Below are 16,368 nucleotides of genomic sequence, written 5' to 3' on the forward strand. Positions count from 1 at the left end.
TTTCTTATTTTTGATGCGCTAAACACAACTAAAAACAAATAAAATGGCTCATACTATTAAGGCTGGTGTTGCTACCGGTAAAGAAGTTCAAGCAATATTTCAATTAGCTAAAGATAAAAATTTTGCATTACCTGCTGTAAATGTTGTAGGTTCTAATACCGTAAACACTGTTTTAGAAACTGCAAAAGAATTAAACTCACCAGTAATAATTCAGTTTTCTAATGGTGGAGCTCAATTTAATGCAGGTAAAGGTTTATCAAACGAAAATGAAAAAGCTGCTATTGCTGGGGCTGTTGCAGGAGCAAAACATGTGCACTTATTAGCTGAAGCTTATGGAATTCCTGTAATATTACATACAGATCATGCTGCTAAAAAATTATTACCTTGGATTGATGGTTTATTAGATGCAAGTGAGCAGTTTTATAAAGAAACAGGAAAATCTCTTTATAGTTCTCATATGATAGATTTATCTGAAGAACCTATTGAGGAAAATATTGAAATTTGTAAAAAATACCTAGCTCGTATGAGTAAAATAGGTATGACTTTAGAAATTGAGTTAGGAATAACTGGTGGTGAAGAAGATGGCGTAGATAATTCTGATGTTGATGTTTCTAAGTTATACACACAGCCAGAGGAAGTTGCCTTTGCTTATGAAGAATTAATGAAAGTAAGCGATCAATTTACAATCGCTGCTGCTTTTGGTAATGTTCATGGAGTTTACAAGCCGGGTAATGTGAAATTAACACCGAAAATTTTAAAGAACTCTCAAGAATATATTTCAAAAAAGTATGATGTTCCTCATAATACAATTGATTTTGTTTTTCATGGCGGATCAGGTTCTACTTTAGAAGAAATAAGAGAAGCAATTGGTTACGGAGTTATAAAAATGAATATTGATACTGATTTACAGTATGCCTTTACCGAAGGTGTACGTGATTATGTTTTAGATAAAAAAGAATACTTGGCTACTCAAATTGGTAATCCTGATGGAGCTGACAAACCTAATAAAAAACACTACGACCCTCGTAAATGGCTAAGAGAAGGCGAGTTAACATTTAAGACACGTCTTAAAAAAGCATTTGAAGATTTAAATAATGTAAACACTTTATAGTATTCATAACTTCTAAAAAACAAGCACTTAGAATAATCTAAGTGCTTTTTTTTTATTTATCAAAAGTAAAGTTCACAAAAATCATTTACATTTGTCGTCAGCTCTTTTCTTAAAATATAAAGAGTTAACCAAAAACAAACAACAAAATATAAACTAAACTATGGCTTGGTTTAAACGTACAGACAAAGGGATTCAAACCCCAACCGAAGAGAAAAAAGACACGCCTAAAGGCTTGTGGTATAAAACACCTAGTGGTAAAGTAATAGATACTGATGAACTAAAGAAAAACTTATATGTAAGTCCAGAAGATGGATACCATGTTCGTATTGGAAGTCATGAGTATTTCGAACTTTTTTTTGATGACAATAATTTTGTTGAATTAAATACAACTTTAACATCAAAAGATCCTTTAAAATTTGAAGACACTAAAAAATATCCAGATCGCTTAAAAGCGGCACAAAAGAAAACTGGTTTAAAAGATGCTGTTCGTACAGCTGTAGGTAAATCTTACGGAAACAATATCGTTATTGCTTCTATGGATTTTGCTTTTATCGGTGGATCTATGGGTAGTGTTGTAGGAGAAAAAATAGCAAGAGCTATTGATTATGCTATAAAAAATGAACTTCCTTTTTTAATGATTTCAAAATCTGGAGGAGCACGTATGATGGAAGCATCATTATCTTTAATGCAATTAGTAAAAACATCAGCTAAATTGGCACAATTAGCAGATGCTAAAATTCCGTACATATCATTATGTACCGATCCAACTACTGGAGGAACAACAGCTTCATTTGCAATGTTGGGTGATATTAATATTGCTGAACCTAATGCTTTAATTGCATTTGCGGGGCCACGTGTTGTAAAAGACACAACAGGTAAAGAATTACCTGAAGGTTTTCAACGATCTGAATTTGTATTAGAACATGGTTTCTTAGACGGGATTTACGAACGTAAAAATCTAAAAAAACAAGTAAATTTATATATAGACTTGATTCAGAATCAACCTATAAGAGCATAAAAAAAAGCTAGCTAACGCTAGCTTTTTTTTTGTTTTCATCCTGCTTAAAAACACTCATTTCTATACATTTCAAATAAAAAAATATTTGTACATTTGCAGCATCAATAAAAACATTATTGGTGTACATAAAAATCATTTAAATAATATTGGAATGTATTTAACAAAAGAAGTAAAAGAAGGATTATTCGAAAAACACGGTAAAGGTAAAGCTGATACTGGTACTTCGGAAGGACAAATTGCATTGTTCACATTTAGAATCAACCACTTAACTGAGCACTTAAAAAGAAATCGTAAAGATTTTAATACAGAGCGTTCATTAGTAAAGATGGTAGGTAAGCGTAGAAGTTTACTAGATTACTTAAAGAAAACAGAAATCAACAGATATCGTGCGATTATCGTAGAATTAGGAATTAGAAAATAATTCTCACAAAAAAGAGGCTCTATAAACGTGCCTCTTTTTTATTTTAAAAAAAGTTCATTTCTATCTAACTAATAGAAATTTATATAAAAAACTCAAGATTTTTAACAACAATTTTGAATTTCCATTGCAACAACAAACAATAACAACACAACAACAAACAATTTAAAAATTTAGAATTAAAATTTATGATTCCAAAAGTATTTAGAGAGGTCATTGACCTTGGAGATGGAAGAACCATCTCATTAGAAACGGGTAAGTTAGCAAAACAAGCCCATGGTTCGGTTGTTGTTCAAATGGGAAAAGCAATGTTGTTATGTACTGTAGTATCTAGCTACAAGGCAGGAACAGTTGATTTCTTGCCATTAACGGTAGATTATAGAGAGAAGTTTGCAGCTGCCGGTCGTTATCCAGGTGGTTTCTTTAAAAGAGAAGCTAGACCAAGTGATGGTGAAGTATTAACAATGCGTCTTGTAGACCGTGTTTTACGTCCATTATTCCCAAAAGATTACCATTCAGAAGTACAAGTAATGATCCAATTAATGTCTCATGATGAAGATGTTATGCCAGATGCATTAGCAGGTTTAGCAGCATCAGCAGCTATTCAATTATCAGATTTCCCTTTCGAATGCCCAATTTCTGAAGCACGTGTTGCTAGAGTAAATGGGGAATTTGTAATCAACCCAAACAGAGCACAATTAGCAGAATCTGACATCGATATGATGATTGGAGCATCAGCTGATTCTGTAATGATGGTTGAAGGTGAAATGGATGAGATTTCTGAAGAAGAAATGGCAGATGCAATTAAATTTGCTCATGAATCTATTAAGATTCAGTGTGCTGCTCAAGTACGTTTAGCAGAAGCTTTCGGTAAGAAAGAAACAAGAGAATACGAAGGAGAAAGAGAAGACGAAGAAGTTGCTGCAAAAATAAATGACCTTGCATACGATAAGTGTTATGCTATCGCTAAAAAAGGAACGTCTAAGGCAGAGCGTTCTGCTGCTTTTGCTGAAGTAAAAGAAGAAGTAAAAGCTGCTTTTACTGAAGAAGAATTAGCAGATTATGGTGATTTAGTTGGAAAATATTTCAATAAATCTCAAAAAGCTGCTGTTCGTGAATTAACTTTAGCTGAAGGATTACGTTTAGACGGTCGTAAGACTGATGAAATTAGACCAATTTGGTGTGAGGTAGATTATTTACCTTCTACACACGGTTCATCAATTTTTACTCGTGGAGAAACGCAAGCATTAGCAACTGTTACTTTAGGAACATCAAGAGATGCAAATAAAATAGACATGCCATCTTACGAAGGTGAAGAGAATTTCTATTTACATTATAACTTCCCTCCTTTTTGTACAGGTGAAGCAAGACCATTAAGAGGAACGTCTCGTAGAGAAGTTGGTCATGGTAACTTAGCGCAACGTGGATTAAAAGGAATGATTCCAGACGATTGTCCTTATACAGTAAGAGTAGTATCTGAAGTATTAGAATCTAACGGTTCTTCTTCTATGGCTACAGTTTGTGCTGGTACGATGGCATTAATGGATGCGGGTGTTAAAATGACAAGACCAGTTTCTGGTATTGCTATGGGATTAATTTCTGATGGTGATCGTTACGCAGTTTTATCTGATATTTTAGGTGACGAAGATCACTTAGGTGATATGGACTTTAAAGTAACGGGGACTTCGGAAGGAATTACTGCATGTCAAATGGATATTAAAGTAAAAGGTTTAGGTTACGAAATTTTAGTGAATGCACTAAAACAAGCTCGTGACGGTCGTTTACATATTTTAGAGAAATTAACTGACACGATTGCTTCAGCAAACGAAGAAGTTAAAGAGCACGCTCCTAAAATGATTAACAGACGTATTCCTAATGATATGATTGGTGCATTTATTGGACCAGGAGGTAAACATATTCAAGAATTACAGAAAGAAACAGGAACTACAATTGTAATTACTGAAGACGCTGTAACTGAAGAAGGAATTATTGAAATCTTAGGAACTGATCCTGCAGGAATAGAAGAAGTTATTACTCGTATCGAGTCTATGCTTTTCAAGCCAACAGTAGGTAGTGCTTACCAGGTTAAAGTAATTAAAATGTTAGATTTTGGTGCAGTTGTAGAATATATGGATGCTCCAGGAAACGAAGTTTTATTACACGTTAGTGAATTAGCTTGGGAACGTACAGAAAACGTTACTGATGTAGTAAATATGGGTGATATTTTTGATGTGAAGTATTTCGGTCAGGATCCAAGAACTCGTAAAGAAAAAGTTTCTCGTAAAGCATTGTTACCAAAACCAGAAGGTTTTGTTGCAAGACCACCAAGAGATGATAAACGTTCTGGCGGACGTGATAACAGAAGCAGAGATAACCGCGGGCGTGATGACAGAAAACCAAGAGAACCTAGAAAAGAAGAGTAAAAATCTTTCCTATAAAATTAAAAAAAGGCAACCATATGGTTGCCTTTTTTGTTACCTTATTAACAGGGAGATCTTAGAGTTATAAACATCTAAAAAAAACACTAAAACTAGCAATATTTCAAGAGTTTTGTTTTTGACCATTCCCCAATAATCATAATAAAAACTATACTCTATAAAGAAATCCATATATAAAACAAATCTAATGAGCTTTACCCTACCTTATTTAAAATAAAAAAAGCATGTTTTTTTACTTATGTTGTTCTAGTTTTATTTTTCTTTGCAATCTACACATGAAAATACAACGAATAACATATTTATCAATAGGAACCAATAAAGGTGATAAGCTCGAAAACATTCAGAATGCAATTAATATAATTGCTGATAAAATTGGTGCTGTCCTTAAAATTGCTTCCGTATATAAAACACCTTCATTAGGTTTTGATGGTGCCGACTTTTACAATACCTGTATTAAAGTTTCTACTTATTTGCCACCCGAAAGCTTAATTAAAAGTCTGCTTGCAATAGAGAGCGAATTAGGAAGAACTAGGAAAGATACAGGAGGTTATGCAGACAGAATTATTGATATCGATATTATTTTATTTGAAGATGAAATTATTTTCTCTAAAAATCTTATTGTACCGCATCCGCGGATGTTAGATCGAAAGTTTGTATTGGTTCCTTTAGTAGAAATTGCTAGAAATACCATTCATCCAATAGAAAAAAAGCATTTATATATTTGTTTAGAAAATTGTATAGACAATTCAGAAATCACACTTGTTAAAGAGCAATTAAAAAGACCAACTCCTATTACCGAAAAATATAATTACATTGCTATAGAAGGAAATATTGGAGCAGGAAAAACATCATTAGCTAATATGATGTCTGACGAATTTAACGCAAAAATCGTGTTAGAACGTTTTGCTGATAATCCGTTTTTACCAAAATTTTATGAAGATAATGAGCGTTATGCTTTTCCGTTAGAAATGAGTTTTTTGGCGGATAGATATCAGCAATTAACAGATGATTTAGCACAATTTGATTTATTTAAAAACTTTATTGTTTCTGATTACTACATTTTTAAATCTTTAATTTTTGCCCAAGTTACCTTGCAAAAAGACGAGTATAAATTATACCGTAAAATGTTCGATTTAATGTACAAAGAAATCACTAAACCTGATTTATATGTGTATTTATATCAAAATACAGAACGTTTATTAGAAAACATTAAAAAGCGAGGAAGAGATTACGAACAAAATATAGAAGCTAGTTATTTACAAAAAATACACGATGGTTACAGCAACTTTATAAAAACAGAACCCAATTTAAATATTTTAATTATAGATGTTTCTGATTTAGATTTTGTGAACAACACTGAAGATTATGACCTTATCATTAATAAAATAAAAAACCATACCGTATAAAAAAAGCGAGCTTAATAGCTCGCTTTTTTTATTATTTTTTCAATTCTAATTTTTCTGCAAAGTAATCACAAAAATCTCGCATGGTTGCCCCCATTTTAGCATCGTCTGTAGCTCTTTCAAATGACGCTGCCATAGACACTAATGTTTGATGATAAAACTGCTTCATCTCATCAACAGGCATGTCTTTTGTCCAAAGATCCATACGCAAAGTATCTTTTTTCTTATGATCCCAAACCGATAACATGATTGCCTTAGAAGGTTCGTTATCAATTCCGCCATCTTCGGCATTCCATGAAATTTCTTCAGGAACTTTATTCTCGTCTAACCCTACCTTAAATGTTATTTTAGAAGTGTGCTCTATCGCCATTATTTCTTTGGTTTATATTTTGAATTCTTGAAGATTTCCTCTTCGTTTTTTTGTAATAATTCTTGCAAAGATACGTCATTCTTTTGCATGTACGAACGTACAATCTGCCAACCAATAAACTCCCCTATTCTACCTGGGGATTGATTGTCTTGCTCCATATAAAACTTAGAAAAAGGGGCTATATCTATAAAGCGTTTATCTAATTCTTTATTGGTACTATACAACATATCTTTTTCAATAAAATATTTCCAAATATGTTCTTCATTACTTTTTGCCCAATCATATTTAACTTTAGAATAGCCTATTTTTTGATCATCAGAAACCATAGGTAAATAGGTATCTAACAAATACATTCTTTTTCCTTTTTGAATTATCTTATCAATAAAACTTCTTTGTTTCCCCGAAAACACTTGTGCATTTATGATTGCTTTTGCTACATCTACAATAATATGTTTTTTATCATTGTTTTGCTTTACATAAACCGGATAATCATTATAAAACCGATGATTTTCCCCAAGATAAGCATCTAAAGAAATTAACAATAAACTATCGGCATATACAATGCGATTATCATAGTCGATATTTGTTAACATTGTAATTACTCTCGGGCTTTTAAACTTCGGATTGTAATATTTTAAATGCTTAAAAAGTGATGTTAACTCAGCCTTTAAAGTATCTATGCTTTTATAAACTTTTTGAGTTTCATTAAACAATTCTCTTTCATCCTCGTTATTTATTTTATTCACCCAAACACTATCAGGTTGTGGCGGAAACAACAACGGATATTTTTTTTTTGTTTGATTTAAATTATTTGGAGTCGTTGTATAAAAATCAACATCAAACCGATCTATATTTACAACAACATCAATATTAGAAACATCAACTTTAAAATTAATAGCTGCCTCTTTTTTACAAGACATTAAACCAGAAACTAAAACACAAAGTGCTAAAATTTTTCTCATGAACTTTAGTATATTTACATTCAACATTACAACGTCGAAATTACTAAAATAGTTTATATCCTTTTTATATAAACCTTTATAAAATCTATCTGATTATGAATACACCTAAAGTTTCAGAACATATTGTACAATGGCTAAAAGAATACGCAACAAATTCTGATGTTAACGGATTTGTAGTTGGTGTTTCTGGTGGTATAGATAGTGCTGTAACCTCCACTTTATGTGCTAAAACGGGTTTACCTACTTTATGTGTCGAGTTACCAATTCATCAGGCAGAAAGTCAAATAAACAGGGCAAATGAACATATTAAACAATTAAAAGAACGTTTTAGCAATGTTACGGAAGCAGAAGTAAATTTAACCAGTACTTTTGAAGATTTTAAAACCGTGGTTCCTAAAGTTGAAAAATCAGCAAAAACCGATTTAGCCTTAGCAAATACACGTGCGCGTTTACGCATGACTACTTTGTATTATTTTGCAGGTTTACACGGATTATTAGTAGCCGGAACTGGTAATAAAGTAGAAGATTTTGGCGTAGGTTTTTACACCAAGTATGGTGATGGAGGTGTTGATTTAAGTCCTATTGCAGATTTAGTTAAATCTGAAGTATTTGACTTAGCTGCATATTTAGAAGTGCCACAATCAATTCAAAAAGCACAACCTACAGATGGTTTATTCGGTGACAGCAGAACAGACGAAGATCAAATAGGTGCGTCGTATGATGAATTAGAATGGGCAATGCAAATGCAAAACGAAGGTAAAACCAATGCTGATTTTTCTGACAGAGAACTAGAAGTGTTTAAAATATACACTCGTCTTAATCGAATTAATCAGCACAAAATGGTCCCTATTCCTGTTTGCGAAATACCTAGTAACCTAAAGTAAATTAACCAACAGCATTTGTCGTTTAATCTTTTGATAGGCATGTTTTTTATGTCCGTTCGAAATTTTAAACGGCAACAGTAAAATCAACCTTAGTAGTTCAAAAAAATTTAGCAATTTTTTCATAATATCTTTTTCTTTTTTTCGTAACGAAATTACTAAAAATAAATGATATTATAAAAAGGAGAAACACTTATATATTAATATCTAAACCACTCTGTTAAGTTTCTCGAATAATCGCTTTTTTAAATCGGTGTAATTAGAAATTTCTTCTAAATCGAGAACTGCATTTTGCGTTTGTACTTCGTGCATTATCTCTTTAATTTTTTCTTCAATTAAAACCCTTCTTAAATTTAACACAGCATCTGAAACTAGTTTAGGCAATATTTTTACCGTTTCTGTCACAAAAATCTCTTTTCGCTCCCAATCGCTTAAAGAATATTTTTCTTCATCCATTAAAATATTGGTTACTAAATTTGATATTTCTTGATTTTCATGCATTATTAATTGATCGATAGAAATTTTTTCATCTTGATTTAACTGATGCACTAATTGATAATAAGTTAATTTAAAAATTTCGTTGGCAAACTCAATTTCATCTTCTTGTAAATTTAAATAAAGCTCATTAGAAACCGTATTTTGATATTCTTCTTTTTCCATGACTGGGCGACCTTTTTCATCAACGCCATCAACCCAATTTACAAAATCGATTACTTCATTTCCGTACAACAACAATATTCTTATAATTTCTTTTTCTAAAATATTAAGTTGATCAATTTTCTGACGACCTTTTCCTCCTCCTTTTACAAGACCTAACGAAGCTTTTTCTTGTTGTGATGAATATTCCGCTTGCGGTTGATAAGAACTACTACCTTGACTCTGTTTATTAGAATTAGCTAATCCTTTACTTATCAACTGTGCTAATTCGCTAAACAAAACACGTTCAGAAATATCCATAATACGCGCACATTCTTGCACGTATACTTCTCGCTGAATGCCATCAGGAATTTTAGAAATACTGGTAACAATATCACGAATTAATCCTGCTTTTTTTACAGGATCATTCGCTGCATCTTCCATTAACAAAGACACTTTAAACTCAATAAAGTCTTGTGACTTTTCGTCTAAATATTGTTTTAATTCTTCTGTAGAATGTGCTTTTGCAAAACTATCAGGATCTTCGCCTTCAGGAAAAGAAACTACTTTTACATTCATTCCTTGTTCAAGAATCAAATCGATACCACGAATAGAAGCTCTAATTCCGGCTGCATCGCCATCAAATAATACGGTAATATTTTTAGTTAATCGATTTACCAATCGAATTTGATCGGAAGTAAGCGCAGTACCAGAAGAAGCAACCACATTTTCTACTCCCGATTGATAAAAAGAAATAACATCAGTATATCCTTCTACCAAATAACAGTTATCTTGTTTTGCTATCTCTTTCTTTGCATGATAAATTCCGTATAAAATTTTACTTTTATGGTAAATATCACTCTCTGGAGAGTTTAAATATTTTGCTGCTTTTTTATCGTTGGTAAGTATTCTACCTCCAAAACCTAAAATACGCCCCGACATACTGTGTATCGGAAACATTACACGACCTTTAAAACGATCAAATTTTTTGATTTGTGGCCCGCCTTCCTTTACAATTGTTAAACCTGTAGATTTTAAATACTTTAAATCATAGCCCTTTGCTAATGCTACATCAGTAAAATTAGTCCATTCATCCTTACAATATCCTAAATCAAATTTTTCGATAATATCTTCTCTAAAACCTCTTTCTTTAAAGTAAGACAATCCGATTGCACGCCCCTTTTGGCTGTTCATTAATACATCGTGAAAGTAATCTTTAGCAAATTTAGATGCCAAAAACATACTTTCTCTTTCGTTCAGCTGCTCTTTTTGCTCGTCAGACTGCTCGGTTTCTTCAATTTCGATGTTGTATTTTTTAGCCAACCATTTAATTGCCTCCGGATACGTGTAATGCTCATGTTCCATCAAAAAAGAAACTGCGTTCCCTCCTTTTCCTGTACTAAAATCTTTCCATATCTGTTTTACAGGCGATACCATAAAAGACGGAGTTCTCTCATCTGTAAACGGACTTAAGCCTTTAAAACTACTTCCTGATTTTTTTAATTGCACAAATTCACCTATCACCTCGGCTACTTGGGCGGCTTCAAAAACTTTTTCTATGGTTTGTTGGGTTATCATATAGGACTTTAAATACAGCTAGCAAATATACTAGTTTTAAATGCGTTTATGTTAATACAGAAATCTCTTACTCTTTTTACTTGTCTAAATCATATAAATATATAATTTTGCCACAAATTTACCTTTTATGAAAAAATTCACATCTTTATATATTATATTACTGTTAACTTTAAATGTAGTTGCACAAGAAACTATTATCATTCCTGATATTGGTTTGGAAGAATGTCTAATCGATTTAGGAATAGACTCTAACGGTTTAAACGGAAGTATTTTGGTTAGTGACGCAAGACATGTTGTTAACTTAAATGTAAACGACCCGATAACAAATAAACTTTTACCTAATGTACATTCGAAAATTAAAGATTTAACAGGTCTTGAAAGTTTTCCTAATTTAAAACGTATCGATTGCTTTGGTAATAATATTACTAAAATAGATTTATCTAAAAGTACCTCTATTACATTTTTAAACTGTAGTGATAACCAAATAGAGCGTCTTGACCTTCGTAATAATGTTGAGTTAATTTATGTGAGTTGTGATAATAATGAGTTAACAGAACTTATTCTTGGAGACAACAAAAATCTTGAAAGCCTATATTGCAGTTTTAATCGTTTAACCAACTTAGATGTTAAAGGGTGTACGAAATTAGAAAGTTTAGACACTACTAGTAATGAAATTGATGCTATTATTGTAAATGACAAACAGCTAAACAATATTCCACAAGCATGGTATAAAGACGAAACAGCTGCATATACAAACAATGCCGGTTATACAGAAACTACCACCGTAGCTACTCCTACACCTAAAAGCAAACCAACGGTAACGCAACCTGTAGTAAAAAAAGCTCTACCTGTACAAAATAATACTACTAAACAAACAGCTTCTAATTATTATGAAAAGTTTCAGCTTTCTGTAGTTACTGAGTATGACAAATTAGTTTTAACAGCTGCTCATATACAAAGTAAAAAGGACGAATTACAACAACAATATAATTTAAATCCAGCTCAGTTAACTGAATGGATTAATAAATACTCTAGCTTATTAGTTTCTAATAACAATGTAGTTAAAAGTACAGATGTTGGCTTACCACAAAAACATTCTGTTGCTTATTATTCTAAATTTAAGAAATCGGCTGTAGAAGAATATGAAAAAGCAATTTTAACACCTTCTTATTTACAAAGTAAAAAAGAAGAAGTGCAAAAAAAGTATAATTTAAATGCTGAAGAATTTACGCAGTGGATTAATTTACTAGGTGATTCTGCTCTTAAACCTAAAACTACACAACCACAAGAAACTGCAAAAAGTTATTACGAGAAGTTTCAAAAATCAGTAGCTAAAGAATATGAATACGCTGTTTTAAATGCAACACACATTCAAAATAAAAGAAGCGAAATACAACAAAAATATAATTTGACTACTGAACAACTTAATCAATGGATTAAGAAACACAGTAAAATTATATCGCACTAAAAATACTTTTACCTAAAACAAAAAAGACCACATTTATTAAAATGTGGTCTTTTTTTTGTTTTATCAATAATTATTAATTCTGATGATAGTACTAATATATGCTTTTAACATAAATTACGAAACTGCTCTTAATTTCTTTAAAGCTGATTTTGTTACTTTAGATTCAGCATATTCTTTGGTTACCTTTAATTCCTTCTCATCTGAACTTGGCATATCAAACATTGCATCGGTTAAAATAGCTTCACACAATGAACGTAATCCACGAGCACCTAGTTTATATTCAATTGCTTTATCAACGATATAATTTAATGCTTCTTCTGTTAAGGTAAACTCAACATCATCCATAGCAAACAACTTTGTGTATTGCTTAATAATAGAGTTTTTAGGCTCGGTTAAAATAGCTCGCAATGTTTCTGCATCTAAAGGATTCATGTAGCTTAATACAGGCAAACGACCGATGATTTCTGGAATTAATCCAAATGATTTTAAATCAGAAGGAATAATGTATTGTAACAAGTTACTTTCATCAACCTTGTCTTCATCAATTGAAGCGCTATAACCTACAGCTTGCATATTTAAACGCTTGCTGATAATTCTATCAATTCCTGAAAAAGCACCACCTGCAATAAATAATATCTCCTTGGTATCTACCTCAATAAACTTCTGGTCTGGATGCTTTCTTCCTCCTTTAGGAGCTACATTTACTACAGATCCTTCTAATAGTTTTAATAAAGCTTGCTGAACACCTTCACCAGATACATCTCTAGTAATTGAAGGATTATCCCCTTTACGAGCTATTTTATCTATCTCATCGATAAAAACAATACCACGTTGTGCTTTTTCTACATCGTAATCTGCGGCTTGTAATAAGCGACTTAAAATACTTTCAACATCTTCACCAACATATCCTGCCTGTGTTAAAACTGTAGCATCTACAATAGAAAAAGGTACGTTTAACATTCTAGCAATTGTACGTGCTACCAATGTTTTACCGGTACCCGTTTCACCCACTAAAATAATGTTCGACTTCTCTATTTCAACCTCATCTTCTTCGTCTTTAGTTTGTAACAATCGCTTATAGTGATTATATACAGCTACCGACATTCCTCTTTTTGTTTGGTCTTGCCCGATTATATACTGATCTAAAAAAGCTTTAATTTCTTTTGGCTTTTTTAATGTTAAATCTTTCGATAAACCATCTGTTTTAGCTTCAGTTACTTCTTCCTCTACAATACCGTGAGCTTGCTCTATACATTTATCACAAATATGGGCATCCATACCAGCGATTAATAAATCAGTTTCTGGCTTTTTACGCCCACAAAAGGAACATTGTAAGTTTTCTTCTTTCGACATTTTATGTTACTTTATAACGTCATAACGAGTTTTACAACGTAATCTCTTTCTAAAAGAGAAATTACGTTACTCTGTTCGTAATAACAGTAATGTATTATTTTCTTGTTAAAATTTCATCTACCATTCCGTAAGCTTTTGCTTCGTCGGCTTTCATCCAATAATCACGATCAGAGTCTCTATTTACTTTGTCAACTGTTTGCCCTGAATGATTTGCAATGATAGTATACAACTCATCTTTTAATTTTAAAATCTCTCTTGCTGTAATTTCTATATCAGACGCTTGCCCTTGCGCACCTCCCATTGGTTGGTGAATCATAATACGAGAGTGTGGTAATGCTGAACGCTTTCCTTTAGCACCAGCACACATTAAAACAGCTCCCATAGATGCTGCCATACCTGTACATATTGTTGCTACATCTGGCTTTATAAATTGCATGGTATCATAAATTCCTAAACCTGCATAAACGCCTCCACCTGGAGAGTTAATGTAAATTGAAATATCTTTACTAGCATCAACACTTTCTAAGAACAATAATTGTGCTTGAATTACATTGGCTACTTGGTCGTTAACACCTGTACCTAAAAAGATAATCCTATCCATCATTAAACGAGAAAAAACATCCATTTGGGTAATATTCATCTGACGTTCTTCCATAATATATGGCGTTAAACTACTTGTTATTTTACCTAAATATGTACTGTTTATTCCGTGGTGTTTTGTTGCGTATTTTTCAAATTCTTTTCCGTAATCCATTTTAAAAATGTTTTTTGGGTTATATGGTGTAAATATAAGAACTATTTCGTTAGTATATTGTTACCGTTTATGGCTAAAAAAACCTGAATTCACATTCAGGTTTCTTATGTTTTTTATCTTTACTGAGGCATAATTAATTCAACCAATCTAGTTTTTAATAAATAGATTGCTTCGTTCCTCGCAATGACATTTATTTATATACTTCTTTGATGAAATCTTCGTAAGAAAGTTCTTTCGAATCAAAACTCATATTCTCTTTATAGAAACCTAATAATTTTTGGCTAATTAATTGAGATTGTAATTTCTGAGCTTCTTCTTGGTTTTGTAATACTCTACCAGCGATATCGTCTAACTCTTTTTCTTCTGGATTCATGTTACCAAACTGTGCCATTTGCGAACGGATAAACCCTTTTGCATAATCCACTAATTCTTTATAATCAATCTTAATATCGTTATCTTTCATAACCTTTCCTTCGATTAATTGGTAACGTAAACCTTTTTCAGATTTATTATATTCTGCTACAGCTTCATCAGCAGTTAATTGCTTTTCTCCTGCAGTTTGTAACCACTTTTGCAAAAATTCAGTAGGCAACTCAAATTTTGTATTCTCTACTAAGTTTTCAGTAATTGCATTTAATAATTGCTGATCTGCTTGTTGTTGAAATTGCTTTTCAGCATCTTCTTTAATTTTATCTTTTAACTCAGATACTGTGCTTACACTTCCGTCAGCAAATAGTTTATCAAATAATTCTTTATCTAATTCTGCAGCTTCTATTTTTGTAACTTCTTCTATTGTAAAAGTAACAGCAACATCTAAACCATGAACCGCTTCGTGAGCAACACCTAAAGCATCTTGCAATTTGTGCTCATCTTCAAATAAACTCTTTGTTTTTAATTCTAAAACATCACCAACTTTAGCACCTACAAACTTCTTTAAGTTTGTTTTACCTTTAATATCTTTTACAGAAATTGTTGATTTTTTATTAATCTCCTCAGCTTCGTTTACAAACGTACCAGTAATGTTAGCTTCTTCTGTAGCTGCATCAATAGGTGAAATCTTACCGTAACGAGTTTGAATATTTTCAATTTCCTTAGTTAATAACTCATCCGTTGCGATGATATTATATTGCGTAACCTTATTTTTAGGCTTTAAGTTTACATCAAACTCAGGAGCTAATCCTAATTCGAATTCAAAAGAGAACTTCTCTGCATCCCAGTTAAAATTATCTTCTACTCTTGGTAATGGGTTTCCTAAAATATCTAATTTTTCTTCTGCTAAATATTTATTTAACGATTGTTGTAAAAGCTTGTTTACTTCATCAATCATTATTGATTTCCCGTATTGCTTCTTAACCATTCCCATTGGCACTTGACCTTTTCTAAATCCTGGAATGTTTGCTTTTTTACGGTAATCTTCTAATTGTTTTGTTACTGTAGCTTGGTAATCTTCAGCAACTATATCAACTTTTATAACTGCGTTTAACGCATCTACGTTTTGTTTTGTAATATTCATCTTAAAATCTGTTTCTTTAAAATCGGGTGCAAAATTAGTTTATTTTTACCTTTTCTGCAAAAGGTTTAACTCTTTCGTTTTCAGCTACATCTTATCTTCATCTAGTAACGAAAACAAGAACGATCTGAATACTGATAACAGCACACTAAATAAAAGTGCTGTAAAAAATCCGCTTACTGCAAAGCCAGTAACTAAGCTACTTGCTAGCATTATAATAATGGCATTAATTACAAATAAAAATAACCCTAACGTTACAATAGTTGCAGGCAATGTAAAAAACACTAATAACGGACGTACAAACATGTTTAATAACGAAATTACTACAGCTACAATTATTGCTGTTACATAACTTGTTACAACCACACCTGGTAATACACTTGCTAATATGATAACTGCCAACGCAGTTAGCAATAATTTTAAAAATAGTTTCATTACTTTTATGTTTTACAGATAAAAAGCGATAAT

14 protein-coding genes are annotated in these 16,368 nt (G+C 31.9%); 7 read left to right on the forward strand and 7 right to left on the reverse strand.

The window, feature by feature from the left end; all coding sequences use genetic code 11:
* The first annotated feature begins 43 nt into the window (after positions 1 to 43).
* From fbaA to folK, 5 genes are all read left to right on the forward strand, one after another.
* On the forward strand, positions 44 to 1,111 hold the full coding sequence (gene fbaA / locus H0I30_RS08440) for a class II fructose-bisphosphate aldolase (protein WP_218771427.1): 1,068 nt from the start codon (positions 44 to 46) through the stop codon (positions 1,109 to 1,111).
* Between the two features lie 160 nt (positions 1,112 to 1,271).
* Positions 1,272 to 2,129: an acetyl-CoA carboxylase, carboxyltransferase subunit beta gene (gene accD, locus H0I30_RS08445; RefSeq protein ID WP_218771428.1), complete on the forward strand. Its 858-nt coding sequence runs from the start codon at positions 1,272 to 1,274 to the stop codon at positions 2,127 to 2,129.
* Positions 2,130 to 2,280: 151 nt separating this feature from the next.
* Positions 2,281 to 2,550, forward strand: coding sequence for a 30S ribosomal protein S15 (gene rpsO, locus H0I30_RS08450; protein WP_218771429.1), 270 nt, complete (start codon positions 2,281 to 2,283; stop codon positions 2,548 to 2,550).
* Positions 2,551 to 2,735: 185 nt separating this feature from the next.
* A complete protein-coding gene (locus H0I30_RS08455) occupies positions 2,736 to 4,970 on the forward strand; it encodes a polyribonucleotide nucleotidyltransferase (RefSeq protein ID WP_218771430.1) in 2,235 nt (744 codons plus the stop codon).
* 290 nt (positions 4,971 to 5,260) lie between these two features.
* A complete protein-coding gene (gene folK / locus H0I30_RS08460) occupies positions 5,261 to 6,391 on the forward strand; it encodes a 2-amino-4-hydroxy-6-hydroxymethyldihydropteridine diphosphokinase (protein WP_218771431.1) in 1,131 nt (376 codons plus the stop codon).
* Between the two features lie 31 nt (positions 6,392 to 6,422).
* Here the strand turns inward: folK and gldC are convergent, their stop codons facing one another.
* Positions 6,423 to 6,758: a gliding motility protein GldC gene (gene gldC, locus H0I30_RS08465; RefSeq protein WP_218771432.1), complete on the reverse strand. Its 336-nt coding sequence runs from the start codon at positions 6,756 to 6,758 to the stop codon at positions 6,423 to 6,425.
* Positions 6,758 to 7,720, reverse strand: a complete 963-nt coding sequence (gene gldB, locus H0I30_RS08470; protein WP_218771433.1) for a gliding motility lipoprotein GldB — start codon at positions 7,718 to 7,720, stop codon at positions 6,758 to 6,760. Before gldB ends, gldC begins: the two co-directional genes overlap by 1 nt.
* A 95-nt stretch (positions 7,721 to 7,815) precedes the next feature.
* Between gldB and nadE the strand changes: the two genes are divergently transcribed.
* The gene (nadE, locus tag H0I30_RS08475) at positions 7,816 to 8,604 is read left to right on the forward strand and encodes an NAD(+) synthase (protein WP_218771434.1); all 789 of its coding nucleotides are present in this window, start codon (positions 7,816 to 7,818) and stop codon (positions 8,602 to 8,604) included.
* Positions 8,605 to 8,808: 204 nt separating this feature from the next.
* Here the strand turns inward: nadE and dnaG are convergent, their stop codons facing one another.
* Positions 8,809 to 10,815 (reverse strand): DNA primase, encoded by a 2,007-nt coding sequence (gene dnaG, locus H0I30_RS08480; RefSeq protein WP_218771435.1) that lies wholly within the window; start codon positions 10,813 to 10,815, stop codon positions 8,809 to 8,811.
* 127 nt (positions 10,816 to 10,942) lie between these two features.
* Between dnaG and H0I30_RS08485 the strand changes: the two genes are divergently transcribed.
* Positions 10,943 to 12,283 (forward strand): leucine-rich repeat domain-containing protein, encoded by a 1,341-nt coding sequence (locus tag H0I30_RS08485; protein ID WP_218771436.1) that lies wholly within the window; start codon positions 10,943 to 10,945, stop codon positions 12,281 to 12,283.
* A 114-nt stretch (positions 12,284 to 12,397) separates the two neighbouring features.
* On the opposite strand, the gene clpX is transcribed toward H0I30_RS08485, so the two are convergent.
* From clpX to H0I30_RS08505, 4 genes are all read right to left on the reverse strand, one after another.
* A complete protein-coding gene (gene clpX / locus H0I30_RS08490) occupies positions 12,398 to 13,636 on the reverse strand; it encodes an ATP-dependent Clp protease ATP-binding subunit ClpX (RefSeq protein ID WP_218771437.1) in 1,239 nt (412 codons plus the stop codon).
* Between the two features lie 94 nt (positions 13,637 to 13,730).
* Complete coding sequence (clpP, locus tag H0I30_RS08495) at positions 13,731 to 14,390, reverse strand: ATP-dependent Clp endopeptidase proteolytic subunit ClpP (RefSeq protein ID WP_218771438.1); 660 nt, start codon at positions 14,388 to 14,390, stop codon at positions 13,731 to 13,733.
* 190 nt (positions 14,391 to 14,580) lie between these two features.
* On the reverse strand, positions 14,581 to 15,903 hold the full coding sequence (gene tig / locus H0I30_RS08500) for a trigger factor (protein ID WP_218771439.1): 1,323 nt from the start codon (positions 15,901 to 15,903) through the stop codon (positions 14,581 to 14,583).
* Between the two features lie 84 nt (positions 15,904 to 15,987).
* Positions 15,988 to 16,335 carry a phage holin family protein gene (locus tag H0I30_RS08505; protein WP_218771440.1) on the reverse strand — a complete coding sequence of 116 codons (348 nt, stop codon included), beginning with the start codon at positions 16,333 to 16,335 and terminating at the stop codon, positions 15,988 to 15,990.
* Positions 16,336 to 16,368 lie beyond the last annotated feature (33 nt).

This window comes from Tenacibaculum sp. AHE14PA, from assembly GCF_019278465.1.
Classification (GTDB): Bacteria; Bacteroidota; Bacteroidia; order Flavobacteriales; family Flavobacteriaceae; genus Polaribacter; species Polaribacter bernardetii.